Raw genomic sequence first — 18,610 nt, forward strand, 5'->3', positions numbered from 1 at the left:
ATTTTCACATAATGCTTACAGTTATATTTCTTTAAAATAATTAAACAGATAATTGAAATATTAAAAGAGAAAGGTGAATGTATGTGGAGGGAAGAGGCGTGTTTAAAATAACTTTTATAATGTCTGGTTTTGATTCATCTTATGGTTTAAAAAAAGTAAATAAGAATATAAAAGAACATTATAAAGAAGACATTTATTTAGATTTTATGAAATGTTCAGAAGTGGATAAAGGTGAAGAGGGGCTTAATGAGTGTAGGAGAAAAATAGGAGAAAGTGATTTTGTTTTTATTTCTCTTCATGGTGGAGTGACTCACTTTAAAAGTTTAGAAAAATTAATGGAAGAGTTTAATGATAAAAAGAAATTTTTTATACATTCTAAAGTTGATGGTGAAGATGAGGTTCTTTTAAAAAAAAGTGGCATTTCAAAATTTCAATATAATGAAATACTATCTTATTATTTAATGAACGGATATGAAAATCTAAAAAATATGATTTTTTACTTAGCTAATAATTTTGGAGGTAAAAATCTAGCTTTAAATGAACAAAAGATTCCAACCTGGGAAGGAATATATTATCTAGGGAAAAATATTCATGACTATGAAGGTTATATAGAGAAAATAAAAAAAGAAAATAAGCCTATAGTGGCAATATTATTTTATACTCAGTATTTTAGAGAAAATAATACAAGACATATAGATAAGTTTATAGAAGAAATAGAAAGCTTAGGAGGAAGTCCATTAGCTATATATACTGCCTCTGCACCGGATTTATCTATAGGAAGAAAAGGACTTAACTGGGTAATAGATAATATGTTAATGAAAAATGGAGTTTCACAAGTGGATGCCATTATTAACACTATGGCTCATACCCAAAGTATATTAAGCAATCCGGGGGATGGAACCAAAGTCATTTCAAATAGTATATTTGAGAAAATTGGAGTACCAGTATTTCAAGCTATGAATACCTATCAAAGCCTTGAAAGTTGGCAGAAATCTTTAAGAGGAATTGACATGATGTCTCTTACAAGCAGTGTATATGCTACAGAATTCGATGGACAAATTATAACTGTGACTACAGCTTATAGTGAAATGCTGGTAGATGAAATAGGGGAAAAATACATATTTAAACCCATACCTGAAAGAGTTAATAAAGTCTGTAGATTGGCATTAAATTGGGCAAAGCTTAGGCATATAGAGAATAAGGATAAAAAGGTAGCAATACTTTTTCATAATATGCCTCCAAGAAATGATATGATAGGCTGTGCCTTTGGTTTGGATACTCCACAAAGTGTATTTAATATGGTAAATGCACTTAAAAAAGAAGGGGTATATACGGAATACGACTTTAAACATGGAGATGAAATAATAAATAGAATTATAGATGCAGTGAGCAATGATAGTAGATGGCTTACGGCAGAAAGAGCTCTAGAAAAAAGTGTAGATATAATAGAAGGAAAGCTCTATAGACAATGGTTTTCTGAATTAAGTGATATGGTTCAAAATAAAATGATAAAGGATTGGGGAGAGTCTCCTGGAGAATTTATGGTCTTTGATGATAAGTTTCCAGTACCGGGAATTATAAATGGAAATGTATTTATAGGCCTTCAACCCTCTAGAGGTTATGAAGATAAGGCGGAAGAGGTTTATCACAGTACAGATATAGCTCCCCCACATCAATATATAGCTTTTTATAAATGGATTAAGAAGGTATTTAAAGCTGATGTAGTTGTACATGTTGGAACTCATGGAACTTTAGAATGGCTTCCAGGAAAAGAAATAGGATTATCAGAAAATTGTTATCCAGATATTAACATTGATGATATGCCCCACTTATACCCTTATATTATAAATATAATTGGAGAAGGTATTCAAGCTAAAAGAAGATCTTATGCGGTTATATTGGATCACCTTATCCCTTCTCTTATGCAGAGTGGAACCTACGATGATATGGAAGATATTGATGAACTTATAAAACAATATTATCACGCAAAGCAAGGAGATACAGGAAAGCTTATTCATATACAAAAGGAAATAATTGAGTTGGTTATAAAAAATAATTACCAAGAGGATTTAAAAACAAATCTTAAGGATATAGAAGAGAATTTTGAAGAGTTTATGGAAGAACTTCACGGTTGGATTGAAGAAATTAAAAATTCTTTAGTTAAGGATGGTCTTCATGTATTTGGAAATATTCCACAGGGAGAGAGATATGAAAATTTAGTTTGTGCTTTGTTAAGATTACAAAATGGTAAGGTTTTGTCTTTAATTGAAGGTACTTGTATAGCCCAAGGATTAGATTATAATTACATACAAAATAATGGATATGAAAAAGGTGAGGATGGAAAAACTAACTTAATGATATTAGATAGTATAGAAGAAAAGAGTAGAGAGCTAATTAGAAAGTTTCACAAAGCAAATTACAAAGAAGAAGCTATTAAAGATATAATAAACGAATACTTTGAACATGAAGATAATACTGAAGAACTAATGAATACTTTAAGCTTTGCTTCAAAGGTTGTGACAAATAAGCTTAATAATACTACAGATGAAATTAAATATTTTATAGAAGGAGTAAAGGGAAATTTTGTACCACCTGGAGGTGGTGGGAGTCCTACAAGAGGAAAGGTAAGCATTTTACCTACGGGAAGAAATTTTTATTCTATAGATCCTACAGCAGTACCTACTAAAGCATCTTGGCAAGTTGGAAAGCAACTTGGAGAAAAACTCCTTCAAAGATACTTAAAAGAGGAAGGTAAATATCCTGAAACTGTTGTACTGGTGGTTTATGCAGGAGAAACCATGAAAACCTGTGGGGATGATATAGCAGAAGCACTGTATTTAATGGGAATAAAACCTAAGTGGTTAGAAAGTACGGACAAAGTTATAGGGCTTGAAGTAATACCTTTAGAAGAATTAAAAAGACCAAGAATAGATGTAACTTTAAGAATTACAGGCCTATTTAGAGATACCTTTCCTAATATTATAGAGCTTATAGAAGAGGGAGTTAATATAGCTTCTGCACTGGAAGGTGAGAGTGCAGAAGACAATTATATAAGAAAGAATATTTTCAAGGAAGTTAAAGAACTAGTAGGTAATGGGATGTCCTTTGAAGAAGCCGAAGAACAAGCATCCATGAGAATTTTTGGATGCCCTCCAGGAACTTATGGTGCAGGAGTAAGCAACTTAATTAACAGTAAAAACTGGAAAGATATTAATGACTTAGGGGATGTGTATGCTTTATGGGGAGGACATGCTTATGGAAGTAAATTGCATGGTAAAAAGGTTAAAGAAGTCTTTCAAAGAAGATTAAAAGAAGCACAGGTTACGGTTAAAAATGAATCTTCCATGGAGATAGATATGTTAGATAGTGATGATTTTTATAATTATCATGGAGGTTTAATTGCAGCTATAAGGGCAAATTCAGGAAAAGCACCTAGATCCTATTCAGGAAACAGCAGCGATCCAGAGAGAACAAAGATAAAGGATATTAATGAAGAAACTGCTAGAATAATGCGTTCAAGAATTTTAAATCCTAAATGGTTTGAAGGACTTAAAAAGCATGGATATAAAGGAGCACAAGAGATTTCTAAAATGGTTGATATAGCTTTTGGATGGGATGCCACATCACAGGTTATAGAGGATTGGATGTATGAAAAAATAAGTGAAACCTATCTTTTTCATGATGAAAAAAGAGAGTGGATTAAAAGTGTAAACCCTTGGGCGGTACATAGTATGGTAGAGAGACTTCTTGAGGCTCACCAAAGGGGAATGTGGAATGCAAAAAAGGAAAGTGTAGATAAATTAAGACAACTATATCTGGACATAGAAGGGGACATAGAAGAGCATGTTTAACAATTTGAACTTTTTAGTACTATGGCTTACTAATGATTGTAATTTACGATGTAAGTATTGTTATGCAAATGCAGGAGATAAAAAAGATTATATGAGTTTTGAAACTGCAAAAAAAGCTATGGATTTACCTAAGTCTAGGTTCAAACTTCAACTAGCAGGTGGAGAACCGCTTTTAAATTTTAGTCTTATTAAGGATATATATAATTATTTAAAAATCCATAGACCAGATATAAAAATGCAAATGCAGACTAATGGAACCTTAATTACAAGGGAAATTGCCAGGGAAATAAAAAAAATGAATATATCTGTGGGAGTAAGCTTAGATGGACCTGTAGAAATAAATGAAGAATTCAGAGGAAAAACAGTAGCTGCAATAAATGGAATAAAAAATTTAGCACAAGAAGGGGTAATGGTTAATTTAAATAGTGTTATAACAAGCGAAAGCATTGAACATTTAGATAAGCTTATGGACTTAGCTTTTTATTTGGGAAATGTAGGTGGTATAGGTCTTGATCTTTTAAGAGAAACAGGAAGAACTTGCAACAATAATGTAAAAACAGCTTCAGAAACCCAAATTAGAAAGTATGTAAGGAAAGCATATCAGAGAAGTTTACAGTTGTCTGAAATTACAGGGAGAAGAATAGTTATAAGAGAAGTAGAAGATGCAAGAAGGAGGATGTTACAAAATATAAGATGTACAGAATATTGTCATGCAGTGTATGGAGGATCTATGGTGGTAACTCCACAGGGACACTTATATCCCTGTGGTTCTCTTGTATCCAAGGAAGAGTATTATATGGGTAACATTAATAACATAAACTCATTTAAAGAAGTGATAATTAAAAGTAAAAGACCAGAAATCTGCTCTTTATGTAAATATGGAGACATTTGTGTAGGAGCATGTCCCGCAAGAAGTATTATAAATGGAAAAAATAATAGGATAACTTTAGAAGAATGTGCTTTAAGAAAGACTACTTTTGAAATTATAGAAGAAGTAGGAGGAGTGAAAGAGTGTTAAATATAAAAAATCTTACGAAGAAATATGGTGATTTAACCGCAGTTAATGAGTTGAATTTGGAAATTAGTAAAGGTGAATTTTTCGGGCTTTTAGGACCAAATGGAGCGGGTAAAAGTACAACTATTAGAATGATAAGTACTTTAACTCCGAAAACCAGTGGAGAGATTGTTATTAATAATAAAAGCATGGATAGAAATTTGCAAGAAGTTAAAATGAAAATAGGTGTAGTACCTCAAGGTAATAATTTAGAAGTAGAAATGACAGCTTGGGAAAACCTGGAACTTCATGGAAGGCTTTATAAAATGCCTAAAGACATAAGAAGTAAAAGAATTCAGGAGCTTTTAGAGTTTACAGAGCTTACGGATAGAAAAGATGAAATTGTTAAAGGGTATTCAGGGGGAATGAAAAGAAAGCTTATGATTGCAAGGGCCCTTATGCATAATCCTGATTTACTTCTTTTAGACGAGCCTACCGTAGGCCTTGATGCTACTGCAAGAAGAAAAATGTGGGATTTACTTAAAAGGTTAAAGGATAAGGGTTTAACGGTACTATTAACTACTCATTATATTGAAGAGGCTGAAGTCTTATGTGATAGAGTAGGCCTTATATATGGAGGAACATTGATAGAACTAGACTCTCCAAAAAAATTAATCGCCAAAGTTGGAAAGTATACTGTGGAATATTTTGAAAATGGAGAAACAAAGGAAGAATTTTTTGAAACAAGAGAAGAAGCATCAGCCTTTGCTTCTAAGTTAGAGGAAAGTGTAAATATTAGACCAGCAAATTTAGAAGATGTATTTATTAAATTAACTAACAGAAGGGTGGAAGCTTAATGTCTACTTTTACAAGTATCTTATGGCAGGAATTTAAATTGTTTAAACGTAAATTTTGGACTATAACCTTAGCAGGAATGGTTTCCCCGATTTTATATTTAATAGCTTTTGGTTGGGGGCTAGGTGGAGGTATAACCGTAGAAGGAAAGGCGTATATTAACTTTGTAATCCCTGGAATTATTGCATTAACAACAATGACCTCAAGCTATAATAATACAGCTAATTCAGTAAATATATCTAGGATATTTTATAAAACCTTTGAGTCATTTATGATGGCTCCAATTACTATGGCTTCCTACTCACTAGGGAAAATAGTAGCAGGAGCATTGCTTGGAATATATTCAGCTTTATTAATAATAGTTTTATCTTTAATTTTTGGAACAGGAATAACCATAACACCTTATTTTATTTTAATTATAGTTCTTAATTGTTTAACCTTTTCAGCAATAGGTTTTACGGTAGGTGTATTTATAAATTCTCATAGTGATATGTCAAAATTCTCAAGTTTTGTTATTACTCCTATGTCATTTTTATGTGGTACATTTTTTTCTTTAGATAAAATGCCAGTAGTTATAAAAAGATTCATATGGATTTTACCCCTTACTCACACTAGTTTGGGACTTAGAAGTAGTGGAGAAAGTTTAATGAACATGATTATTCATCCTATGATTTTGCTTATTTATTTTATAGTTATATTTTTTATAGGTGTTACCAAATGCAAAAGAACTGAGTAAAAAGATCTATAACTGAGTAAAAATACCTATATTTGAAGGGAGTTTTATAAAATGAAAAATACAAAAAAGGTTTATCCATTTACAGCCATTGTTGGACAGGAAAATATGAAAAGGGCATTAATACTTAATGTTATAAATCCATCTCTTGGAGGAGTTTTAATTAGAGGTGAAAAAGGCACAGCTAAATCAACAGCAGTTCGTGCATTAGCTCAGCTTTTACCAGAAAGACCTCAGGTTGAAGGATGTACTTTTGCCTGTGATCCTGAGGACAAAAGCAGTTTATGCACAAAATGTAGTGAAAAATTAGTAAAGAATGATGAATTAAATAGGATAAAGGGAAAAATGAAAGTAATAGATTTGCCAGTGAGTGCTACAGAGGATAGAGTGGTAGGTACTTTAGATATTGAACATGCAATTAAAAATGGAGAAAAGAAATTTGAACCAGGAATCTTAGCGGAGGCAAATAGAAATATCCTTTATGTAGACGAGGTAAATCTTCTTGATGACCATGTAGTGGACGTGCTATTAGACTCTGCTGCCATGGGTATAAATACCATAGAAAGAGAAGGGGTATCCTTTTCACATCCATCTAAATTTATTCTTGTAGGTACCATGAATCCAGAGGAAGGGGATTTAAGACCACAGCTTTTAGATAGATTTGGTATGGTAGTTGATGTAATAGGAGAGAGAGATACAGAAAAAAGAGTTCAGGTAATAAAAAGAAGACTTCAATATGAAAAGGATAATGAAGTCTTTATGTCAAGCTATGAGGAAGAGCAGGAAAAACTAAGAGATAAAATTTCAAAGGCTAAGGAGATTCTTAAAGAAGTAACTTTTGATGATAAAGTACTACAAATGGCTGCAACAATAAGTATAGAAATGGATGTAGATGGTCATAGAGCAGATATAAGTATGATTAAAACTGCAATGACTATAGCCGCTTTTAATGGCAGATATGAAGTAGATAGTAAAGACATGATAGAAGCAGCAGAACTTACACTTCCACATAGAATGAGAAAAAAACCATTTGAAGAGGGAGTTATGGACTTTTCAAAGGTTGAGGAAATAATTAATGAAATAGTAAAGGCATAAGGAAGGAGTGTTTTTTAGGTGAAAAGAAATTGTGTATATCCTTTTGTAGCGGTTATATCACAGGAAAAAGTTAAAAAAGCTCTTATACTTAATGTAATTAATCCATCTATAGGGGGAGTTCTAATAAGCGGAGAAAAAGGCACAGCAAAATCTACCCTTGTAAGAGGATTGGCTAAGTTGATGAATGATATGGAGGTTATTGACTTACCTTTAAATGTAACAGAAGATAGATTAATTGGAAGCATTGATATGGAAAAGGCACTTACCCAGGGGGAAAGGAGCTTTGAACCAGGAATATTAAAGGAGGCTAACGGAAACATTTTATATGTAGATGAAGTTAATCTTTTAAGTGAACATATTGTTAATTGCCTTCTTGAAGTATCTGCCTCTGGAGTAAATCATGTGGAAAGGGAAGGCATATCCTTTCAGCATGATTCACGTTTTGTTTTAGTTGGAACTATGAATCCAGAGGAAGGAAGTTTAAGATCACAGTTTTTAGATAGGTTTGGATTATATTTAGAGGTTAAGGGAAGCAAAGATATAATAGAAAGAAAGGAAATAATAAAAAGAAGATTAAAATATGAAGAAAATCCAATAGGATACATAAGTGTATGGAAAGATGAGTCAGATAATCTTTTAAAGAAAATTTCAAAGGCTAAGGAATATCTTTTGAAGGTTGAAGTTTCAGATAGCATAATGAAGCTTACAGCAGAAATTGTTCAGGAAGCAAATTGTGCTGGGCACAGGGCAGAGCTTGTAATAATTGAAACTGCCAAGGCTATAGCAGCTTTTGAAAACAGAAAAAACATAACAATTAGTGATATTAAGGAGGCAGCAGAATTAGCACTTCCTCATAGAATGAGAGAACTTCCATCTAGAATGGAGGAACCAGAGGAAAGTGAACAGGAGCCAGAAGAAGAAAATAGGGAAGAGAGTTCAGAGGGAAATAATGATTCTACAGAAGATCATGAGGAGCCTTCTTATGAATCTCAGGAGGAACCTCATAAGGAAGAACATAATAAAGAGGAAGAAAGTTTAGATAATAATTTAGAGGATAAAAAAGAAGAGGAAAATAAAAATTATAACAATAATGAAGAAAAAGAGGTTATAGATGATATAGGGAGAATATTTACAGCAAAATCTTTAAATATTCAGCCTATGGACAGAAAAAAACGTAAGGGTAGTGGAAAAAGAAGCAGAACTAAAACAGATTTAATTCAGGGAAGATATGTAAGATATTCATTTCCTAGGGAGAAGATAAGAGATATAGCTTTTGATGCCACTCTTAGAGCAGCTGCTCCATATCAGAAGTTAAGAGAAAAAAATGGCCTTGCTGTTGCTATAGATAAAAGTGATTTTAGAGAAAAGGTGAGAGAAAAAAGAACAGGAAGTACCATATTATTTATTGTGGATGCTAGTGGTTCTATGGGAGCTAAAAAAAGAATGACCGCAGTTAAGGGAGCGGTGGTTTCTCTTCTTACAGACGCATATGAAAAAAGAGACAAGGTAGGTATGATAGCTTTTAGAAAAAAGGAGGCAGAGGTTTTACTTGGGATTACTAGGAGTGTAGAACTTGCACAAAAGAGTCTTAAGACACTTCCAACAGGAGGAAAAACCCCACTAGCAGCAGGACTTTCTAAAGGATATGAAATTTTAAAAGCAGCCAAAGAAAAGGATAGGGATATGGTGCCTGTAATAGTGCTTGTATCAGATGGAAAAGCTAACTCCTCCATAAGGGGCGAGGATGCTTTTCAGGAGGCTATTAATATGGCAAATATAATTTCGAAAGAAGGTATACAATCAATAGTTATAGATACAGAGCAGGATTTTGTAAAGCTTGGACTTGCTAAAGAGATTGCAAAAACTATGAATGCTAAATATTATAAGCTAGAAGAATTGGAGGAAAGAGAAATTGTAGGTGCTGTAAGACAATATGTCTAAATTTCAATTCTAGTTAATTAATTGCTGAGGAAGAGTTATTTAGGTTGGTGATTGAGAGTATTCTATGGTGCCGGAACTTGGCATAATATAGTCATAATGAGTATTTTTAAGAATGAATATCTATCTGTTAGCCATAAATAAGCTAACACAGGAAGTCCTAGGCAAAATTGGCCTTTTAAAAGAGAATGTAGACCATGAAAAACTCACCGCCTTAACAGGCGGCTTTTTTACTTTTTCTAAACAGCATTGTAAAAACATGAAAATGCATATTTAATTCTTACTGGAAGTTAGTGATTGTAATTTATTTCCTATTTATGCGTGGGCACCTCTTAAAATAGTTTTGAAGTTTATATAAAATTTCATAATTACTAATGCTAATAAGCATTATACTTTTGCAGTTTGCACCTGCGGTGATCGCTCTAGACAAGTAATGTACATCTTGATACAAGCTAATGAGAAATACAAAGGTGATTTGTTACTGAGTAAGACTTTTACAGGTGACACCATTCCTAAAGAGCTATTGGAAGAAAAGAATCTATTAATAAAAACAATAAATCCAGTAGTATTCATAGAAAAATAAAATATGTTCTGTGTAATATTGTTGAATATTTTGTTTCATGGTAGACTAAGAGAGGTTTTTAGTCCTTTAAAGTTACATAGAAACTTATTATAATACACTTTTCAACAAATGAAAACGTTTTTATAATTACCACATATATGTTTTAAAAAACACATGTATGATATAAAAATACATAGAGATAAAGGAGAATAAATTATGAAGAAAAAAATAGTTAGTGTCATTACAGCATCAGTTTTGAGTTTAACCATGCTGGTTGGGTGTGCTGCTAAAGGTAATTCAGATGAAAGCTCAAGTGGAGCACAAAAACAAAGCACAGCTAAAGATAAAATTGTTTATGCATTAGATACTGCACCTACGGGAGTATTTAATCCTTTAATATCTAGCACTAGATATGATGCAAATGTTAATAGTGTGGTGTATGCATCTTTAATGCAAGTTGATGATAAAGGTGGTCTAAAAAATTATTTAGCAGAGGAGTATTCAATTTCTGAAGATCAAAAAATAATAACTTTCAAATTAAAATCTAAGGCAAAATGGCATGATGGAAAACCTGTTACAGCAGAAGATATGGCCTTTACTTTACAATCAATGGCTAACGGGAAATACACTGGTAAGAACTATGATGACGTTGAAAAAATTAAGGGTGCTAAAGCTTATCATGAGGGAAAATCAGACTCAATAGAAGGTATTAAGGTTAAGGATGATACAACTATTACCATTGAGTTTGAAGAAACTTATGCACCAGCACTAACAAATCTAAGTACCTTAGGAATCATTCCTAAACATATTTGGTCACAAATTCCTATTGAAAATTGGGAGAAAGAAACAAAAGCTCTTAATGCTCCTATAGGATGTGGACCATATAAAGTAACTAAGTTTGAATCAGGTCAATATGTAGAATTTGAAGCAGCAGAGGATTTCTTTGAAGGTAAACCTAAGACTTCTAAATTAATATTTAAAGTTGTAAATCCAGATACAATTCAAGCTGAGTTAAAAAGTGGTAATATTGATATTGCTGGCGTGAAGGATATGAGAAAAAGTGATATTAAAGCATTAAATACAGAAGGACTTAAGAGTGTAGAGTTCTCGGATTTCATGTTTCAATATATGGGTATAAATTTAAGACTACCTATATTCCAAGATGTAAGAGTAAGACAAGCCTTTATGTATGCTATAAATAGAAGTTTAATGGTTGATAAATTGTTAGAAGGTAGAGGAGAAGTTGTAAATGCTCCAATGCTTCCAACACTTTGGGGATATCCTAAAGCTTCTGATATAAATGATTATGCTTTCAATATAGATACTGCTAAAAACTTATTAAAAGAAGCAGGTTGGGAAGATAGAAACAATGATGGTGTTGTTGAAAATGAAACTGGAGAAAAAATGCATCTTACATTAAAGTGTCCTGTAGGATCTAAAACAAGAGAGCAAAGTGCTGTTATTATCCAAGAAAGCTTAAAACAAATTGGTGTAGAAATAGAGATATTAACTATGGAATTTTCTACATTAATGGAAGAGGTTGTTTCAAATCATGAATTTGATTTATATATGATGGGTAATACTTTATCTCTAGATCCAGATCCAAAACCTTTCTGGCATTCAAGTGCGGCTACAGATAAGAAGGGGGTTCAAGGATATAACATAGTATCTTATAAAAATGATAAAGTTGACCAATTAATTGAAAAAGGTCTTAGTACTTTAAATCAGGAAGAACGTCAAGGTTACTATGAAGAAATTGGTAAAATTTTAAATAAAGATGTGGCTCAAGTATATCTATTCTTACAAACAAATGAAATGATGTACAATGGAAAATTAAAAGGTTATGAGCCATCTACTTTTAATAACTTTAACAACGTACACAACTGGGTTATAGAATAATTAAGTTATAATAAAATATGATTTAAGGGGATGCCTCAAAGTGGAGTGTGTTTTAAACCATGTTGAAATAGCCATTATATTATTGTAATTGAATCAATAGTATTTAAGGTCACTTTAACATTAGGATAAAACATAGGCTAATATTTTTGATGTAGCCCCTTTAAAATGCTTATAGATAAAAAGGAGAAAATACTTATGTTGAAGTTTATGCTAAAAAGAATTGGAACTGCTATAACTGTTCTATTTGGGGTTTCTATAATTGTTTTTACATTGGTTCATATGCAACCTGGAAATCCATATTCAACAATGATTGATCCATCGGTTTCTCCAGAAGTAATTGAACAAAAGCTAGAAAAGTTAGGATATTATGATCCTATTCCAGTTAAATACGCTAAATGGGCAGGGAGAGCTATTACTGGAGACTTTGGATATTCTATTAATTATAAAACCCCTGTTTTTAATATCATTGTATCACGTCTTGGAAATACACTTTTAATTTCAGTTATTTCTTTGGTTATAAGTACTTTTATTGCAATACTCATTGGAGTTTTATCTGCATCTAAGTCTAAATCTATTCTAGATTATGGCTTCACCTTTGTATCCTTTGTTGGAGTTTCTGTACCAACATTTTTTCTAGGATTATTACTGGTAAAATGGCTAGCTTTTGATTTAGATTTTCTTCCAGCCTCTGGAATGATTACATTGGGAGAAAACTATATGGGGATTGAAAAAATTATGGATGTGGCAAAACATATGATTATGCCTGTTATAGTACTGTCAATAACTCAAGCAGCCTCCTTACTTAGATACACAAGATCATCTATGCTAGAGGTTATGAGCAAAGATTATATAAGAACAGCAAGGGCAAAGGGGTTAAGAAGAAACAAAACTATCTGGACCCATGGACTTAGAAATTCATTAATATCTATTGTAACTGTTATATGTATGCAAATTCCTACTATGTTTTCTGGAGCATTAATTACAGAAACGGTTTTTGTATGGCCAGGCATTGGGATGTTAAATTATGAAGCTATACTAAATAGAGATTATCCCTTAATTATGGGGATAACTATGCTATTAGCTGTAATTATAGTTTTATCTAACCTACTTGCAGACATTTTATATGCTGTGGTAGATCCAAGAATAAGAGTAGTAGAATAATTGAAAGGAGAAAAAATAAATGTTTCTTAAAAAAGATGAAGATAGGCTAAAAAACTTAAATTCTTTAAACAATATATCAATGAAGAAATTTATGAGTAATAAGTTAGCACTAATGGGTCTTATTATAATTATAACCCTAATACTAATTTCTATTTTAGCTCCTTTCTTAACTAAATATGATATAAGTGCAACGGATTTATATAATATACGTTCTGCACCTAATACTGAGCATATACTAGGAACAGATGAGGTAGGAAGAGATGTATTTACCAGATTATTATATGGTGGAAGGATATCAATATTAGTTGGAGTTACATCCATGGTAGTTCAGCTTGTAATTGGAGTTACCTTAGGAGCAATTGCAGGGTTTTATGGAGGAATTATAGATAAAATAATTATGAGAATTATTGATATTATAATGTGCTTTCCATTCTTTGTTATTGCAATATCCATAGCTGCAATTGTAGGTCCAAGTGTCTATAATTTAATATTTATCATTGGAATTTTAATGTGGCCAAACATTGCAAGAATTGTTCGAGCTGAGATATTATCTTTAAAAGAAGAAGAGTATATAATGGCTGCTAGGTTACTAGGCTTAAATAGGATAGAAATAATATTTAAGCATTTATTACCTAATGTTATGTCTCCCATACTAGTGGCAGCTACCCTTTCCATTGCAAATGGCATTTTAACAGAAGCTTCCTTAAGTTTTTTGGGAATGGGAGTAAAACTACCACAGCCTAGTTGGGGAAATATGCTTGTTTCAGCACAGAATATGGCAGTTTTACAGAATGAATGGTGGCTGTGGATTCCAGCAGGGGTTATGGTAATATTGATAGTATTATCCATTAACTTTGTAGGCGATGGACTTAGAGATGCCTTAGACCCAAAGATTAAGGCGTAGTAAAGGAGGATTCCATGGACATATTACAAATAAAAAATTTAAAAGTAAGTTTTAAAACTATGTTTGGAAAGGTTAATGCAGTAGATAATATTAGTTTTTCTCTTAAAAAGGGTGAGGTCCTAGGGATTGTTGGAGAGTCAGGAAGTGGAAAGAGTGTTACATCTTTATCCGTTATGAATCTAATTGAAGGTCCTCATGGAAAGATTGAGTCAGGGGAGATTATTTATGAAGATAGGGATATTCTTAAGCTTAAGGATAAAGAAATGTGTAAGATTAGAGGAAGTAAAATTTCTATGATCTTTCAAGAACCAATGACATCTTTAAATCCTGTATTTACGGTTTATAAACAAATAAATGAAGTTTATAAAATACATAGTGAAGATCCAAAAAAGGACAATAAAAAAGAAATTATTAAGATTTTAGAACAGCTAAATATTGCAAGCCCTGAAGAGGTTATTAATAAATATCCCTTCCAACTAAGTGGGGGCATGCGCCAAAGAATTATGATAGCTATGGCGATTGTAAATAATCCTAAGATTATTATTGCTGATGAGCCAACCACTGCCCTTGATGTTACAACCCAAGGGGAAATATTATCACTACTAAAGGATATTAATAAGAGAAGTGAAACTTCAATTATGTTTATTACTCATGATTTAGGAATTATAGCAGAACTTGCTCAAAGAGTTGTTGTAATGTACAGAGGAAAAATATTAGAGGAATGTACTGTATTAGAGTTTTTCGATAACCCTATGCATCCATATTCTAAGGGATTAATTAACTCAATGCCTGATAATTTTAATGGAAGGTTTAATACTATTAGTGGAAACGTACCAAGTCTATATGAAAATATCGAAGGTTGCCCTTATGCATCCAGATGTTCACAGGTTATGGATATATGTAGAGAAAAAGAACCGTGTACAAAAGAATTAAAAGATGACCATAAGGTTTGTTGTTGGTTATTTAATGATGGTAAAGGGGAGGGACTATAGCTGATGCAGGAAAATAATAAAGATATTTTATTAGAAGTAAAAGATTTAAAAAAATACTTTCCATTAAAAAGTAGACTTTTTTTTAATAATAAATCTTATGTAAAATCAGTGGATGGGGTGTCCTTTAAAATACATAAAACTAAAATAATGGGCTTAGTTGGGGAATCAGGCTGCGGTAAATCAACGGTGGCCAAAACAATATTAAACTTGATAGAACCTACGGGGGGAAGTGTTAAGTTTAATGATAAAACTATATTTAATGTAGAGAAAAATAGTTATATACCTAATAAAAGAATGAATGAGATAAGAAAAGATATGCAGTTAATATTTCAAGATCCATACTCATCATTAAATCCAAGGAAGACCATAGAAGCAATTGTTTCTGAAGGAATGGTAAAATATAAGATGGGGAGTAAGGCAGAAATAAAGGGAAGGTGCGAAATGCTTTTAAATCTTTGTGGAATGGATAAAACTTGCTTAAATAGATATCCCCATGAATTTAGTGGAGGACAAAGACAAAGGATTGGTATTGCAAGAGCAATATCTTTAAGTCCACAATTTATTGTTTGTGATGAGCCTACAGCAGCTTTAGATGTGTCAATTCAATCACAGATTTTAAATTTAATGTTAGATCTAAAAGAGGACCTTTCTTTAACCTACTTATTTATATCTCATAATTTAAGTGTTGTAAGATATTTTTGTGATGAAATATGTGTAATGTATTTAGGAGTGATAGTAGAGAAGGGCCCTTCTGCGGAAATCTATGATCATCCTCTTCACCCTTATACAAAGGCATTAATATCTTCAATGCCCATCAGTCATCCACTTCAAGAGAATAAAAGGATTTTACTGACAGGAAGTATACCAAGTGCAGGAAAAATCCCTTCAGGTTGTAAGTTTAACACTAGATGCAAATATGCAACGGATAGGTGTAGGGAAGAAATACCAGAACTTATAGAGGTTTCAACAAATCACTTAGTGGCTTGCCATAATTATAATAGCATTTAGTGAATTTAATTCATTATTTAAATCTATTTTTACATTATGTAATAAGAATTAAATAGAAAATCCTTATGGAGTATTGATGAAAAAATTTCACAAATCTATGTCAAATTGGGGTGAATTTATGACAGAAATTTTTTATTCCATGGATCATGTACTTTTGGTAGCTGATTATAATGAACCGGAGAAACACAAGCATTGGGCAAAGCATTTGTTAATTAGCTTAGGTGGAGAAATGAAGTGTTTTGTTAAAGATGAAGAAATTAATTGCAGTGGAATTATTATTTCTTCTAATGTATTTCATACTATTGAAAATAATGGAAATGATGTTTTAGTATATTTATTTGATGAAACTACAGATATAGCTAAGGAGATAGAAGAAAAGTATTTAAAGGGGAAGTTTTATCATATTCTGACCTTAAATGTCGTACAAGAAATTAAAAAAATTTGGAATGAAAATATGGTAAATAAAACAGAAGGTAATTCAATAGAAAATAAGTATTGTAATACTTATGAAAGAATATTAAAAGCTTGTAAGTTGGATACAAAAAAACCTTATATTACAGATGAAAGAATTAAAAAAGTATTGCTTTTGCTTCAAGAGAGGGAAGAAATTACAGAAGGTATTATAGAGGAAGTGGCTGAGAGGGTGTTTTTATCTAAGAGCAGACTTTCTCATTTATTTAAGGAAGAAACGAAGATATCTTTAAGTAGTTTTTTAGTCATTATGAAGATAGCAAAGACATATGAATATATCTTAGCAGGAGAAAATATTACAGAAGCTTCTGTAAGGGCAGGTTTTCATAGCCCTTCTCATTTTGCTACTACTAATAAAAATATGTTTGGAATATCAGCAAATGAATTTAGAAAATATGTAAAAGTTGTACAAATATAAAAGTCAAAAAAACAAATTAAGTTCCATTTGAATCTAAGAATCAATTAATAATAACTAAAGTATTTAAAACTTAGCTATTATTTAGAAGTTTTATGTTCTATTCCTAATTATAATGAAGGCATAGCCAAATAAATAAGGGCTATGCCTTTAAAGGTTATAATAGAGGAGAGGATAAAATGAAGAAGGATAAAATTACTTTTGAAAAAGGATTATATTCTTTAAATGAAGAACCTAATTTTAATTTTCAATTAAATCGTATAATAATGTGGAATGAAGGCAATTTAGAGGATTTAAAAGAAATTTCTCATAGAATAAAAGACAGTGCCACATGGAAAAAAGAATTAATAGGAATAGGTGATAAAGCTAAAAATGAAGGAAGAATAAAAGAAGCTATTGCCTATTATAGAATGAGCGAATTTTTCATGTATGACCATGATCCAGATAAAGTAAAATATTATAAATTAGCTGCAGATATGTTTTATGAATATTATAAAGAATATTTTGAAGATAGGACTGTAATTAAATATGAAGTGCCTTATGAAGATATAAAATTACCAGTATTGTGTACAAAAGCTGTTGGTAAAAGGAAAGATACCATTTTACTTCATGGTGGAAATGATTCTTATATGGAGGAGTTATTTTTTGCAATGCTTTATTTTGCTGAAAATGGCTTTGATGTATATCTTTTTGAAGGGCCGGGTCAAGGTGATGTTATGCGAATTCAAGGAAAACATTTTACTTATAAGTGGGAAAAACCAGTAACTGTAGTTATTGATTATTTTAAACTAAATGAGGTTACTATTATAGGTGCATCACTGGGAGGAATGTTAGCACCTAGAGCAGCAGCTTATGAAAAGAGGATTAAAAGGGTTATAGCATGGTCTATTTTTCCAAATTTCTTTTCTGTTATATTAAGCACTATGCCTTCTTTTGAGCAAAAATTAGTAAAGTTATTAATGAAGCTTCATGGAGCACCTATAATTAATTTAATGTTCAAATTAGGGGCTAAAAGTAATGCTACAGTAGATTGGGGAATAAAGCATGGTATGTATGCTTATAATGCAAAATCTCCTTATGAATATGCAGTAAAGTTAAATGAATTTCAAATAGAAGATGTTGGACATTTAATTGATCAAGATGTATTGATTATAGGAGCAAATAAGGATCATTTTATTAATTATAAAATTTTTAAGGATGAGTTAGATTGTTTAAGTAATGTAAGATCCTTAACTTTTAGACTTTTTACTGAAAAAGAAAGTGCTTGTAATCACTGCAATATGGGAAACACAAAGCTTACTTTAGATACTATGATTAATTGGATAGAACAAATCAAATGTTAATAGCATTAAGCACAAGGGGGGGGGCTGGATTTGACATATTTATATGGATGAGGAGTGAATTTCTACTAATGAAATATTTTTAGCTATGCTAAAGTGTACTTTTGAGAGAAATTATAGATAAATACGTGAAATTGCCCATTTTATATAGATGATGAATAAATACTTAGTGAAAAAGATCATGTACATACCAACAAAACTGTTCAATCAAAAAGTTTCTTCAATATGCAAAATTCCATATCTATATGAACACTTTGACATGAACAAAATATTATGGTTATGGGAAGAAAAAAGATATAAGGTAAAATATTCGCTAGCGCACTACCTGATTTTTACGTTTATGAATCAGATAGGGGGTAAAATAATTGAAAAATGAAGAGTATGGTAATTGT

13 protein-coding genes are annotated in these 18,610 nt (G+C 31.6%); all 13 read left to right on the plus strand.

Going from position 1 to position 18,610, the window contains the following annotated elements; genetic code table 11:
- Window positions 1–98: 98 nt before the first annotated feature.
- The 13 genes from cobN to KQI89_RS13030 all read left to right on the plus strand — a co-directional run bounded on the left by cobN (window position 99) and on the right by KQI89_RS13030 (window position 18,221).
- Window positions 99–3,851: a cobaltochelatase subunit CobN gene (gene cobN / locus KQI89_RS12970; RefSeq protein WP_216457422.1), complete on the plus strand. Its 3,753-nt coding sequence runs from the start codon at window positions 99–101 to the stop codon at window positions 3,849–3,851.
- Window positions 3,844–4,869: a radical SAM/SPASM domain-containing protein gene (locus tag KQI89_RS12975; RefSeq protein WP_032122512.1), complete on the plus strand. Its 1,026-nt coding sequence runs from the start codon at window positions 3,844–3,846 to the stop codon at window positions 4,867–4,869. Before cobN ends, KQI89_RS12975 begins: the two co-directional genes overlap by 8 nt.
- Entirely contained in the window at window positions 4,863–5,702 is an 840-nt protein-coding gene (locus tag KQI89_RS12980; RefSeq protein WP_216457423.1) for an ABC transporter ATP-binding protein, read from the plus strand. Before KQI89_RS12975 ends, KQI89_RS12980 begins: the two co-directional genes overlap by 7 nt.
- Window positions 5,702–6,436, plus strand: coding sequence for an ABC transporter permease (locus KQI89_RS12985; protein WP_216457424.1), 735 nt, complete (start codon window positions 5,702–5,704; stop codon window positions 6,434–6,436). Before KQI89_RS12980 ends, KQI89_RS12985 begins: the two co-directional genes overlap by 1 nt.
- Before the next feature lie 51 nt (window positions 6,437–6,487).
- Window positions 6,488–7,528 (plus strand): magnesium chelatase ATPase subunit I, encoded by a 1,041-nt coding sequence (locus KQI89_RS12990; protein WP_216457425.1) that lies wholly within the window; start codon window positions 6,488–6,490, stop codon window positions 7,526–7,528.
- An 18-nt stretch (window positions 7,529–7,546) separates the two neighbouring features.
- Window positions 7,547–9,469 carry a magnesium chelatase subunit D family protein gene (locus tag KQI89_RS18060; RefSeq protein ID WP_216457426.1) on the plus strand — a complete coding sequence of 641 codons (1,923 nt, stop codon included), beginning with the start codon at window positions 7,547–7,549 and terminating at the stop codon, window positions 9,467–9,469.
- A 775-nt stretch (window positions 9,470–10,244) separates the two neighbouring features.
- Window positions 10,245–11,927: a peptide-binding protein gene (locus tag KQI89_RS13000; RefSeq protein WP_216457427.1), complete on the plus strand. Its 1,683-nt coding sequence runs from the start codon at window positions 10,245–10,247 to the stop codon at window positions 11,925–11,927.
- 195 nt (window positions 11,928–12,122) lie between these two features.
- On the plus strand, window positions 12,123–13,088 hold the full coding sequence (locus KQI89_RS13005) for an ABC transporter permease (protein WP_216457428.1): 966 nt from the start codon (window positions 12,123–12,125) through the stop codon (window positions 13,086–13,088).
- A gap of 19 nt (window positions 13,089–13,107) precedes the next feature.
- Window positions 13,108–13,992, plus strand: a complete 885-nt coding sequence (gene opp4C, locus KQI89_RS13010; RefSeq protein ID WP_042439508.1) for an oligopeptide ABC transporter permease — start codon at window positions 13,108–13,110, stop codon at window positions 13,990–13,992.
- A 14-nt stretch (window positions 13,993–14,006) separates the two neighbouring features.
- Window positions 14,007–14,984, plus strand: a complete 978-nt coding sequence (locus KQI89_RS13015) for an ABC transporter ATP-binding protein (protein WP_216457429.1) — start codon at window positions 14,007–14,009, stop codon at window positions 14,982–14,984.
- Between the two features lie 3 nt (window positions 14,985–14,987).
- Window positions 14,988–15,992: an ABC transporter ATP-binding protein gene (locus KQI89_RS13020; protein ID WP_216457430.1), complete on the plus strand. Its 1,005-nt coding sequence runs from the start codon at window positions 14,988–14,990 to the stop codon at window positions 15,990–15,992.
- Between the two features lie 118 nt (window positions 15,993–16,110).
- Complete coding sequence (locus tag KQI89_RS13025) at window positions 16,111–16,881, plus strand: helix-turn-helix domain-containing protein (protein WP_216457431.1); 771 nt, start codon at window positions 16,111–16,113, stop codon at window positions 16,879–16,881.
- 176 nt (window positions 16,882–17,057) lie between these two features.
- Window positions 17,058–18,221: an alpha/beta fold hydrolase gene (locus tag KQI89_RS13030; protein WP_216457432.1), complete on the plus strand. Its 1,164-nt coding sequence runs from the start codon at window positions 17,058–17,060 to the stop codon at window positions 18,219–18,221.
- Window positions 18,222–18,610: the final 389 nt, after the last annotated feature.

This window comes from Clostridium simiarum, from assembly GCF_018919175.1.
GTDB classification, from domain to species: Bacteria; Bacillota; Clostridia; order Clostridiales; family Clostridiaceae; genus Clostridium_L; species Clostridium_L simiarum.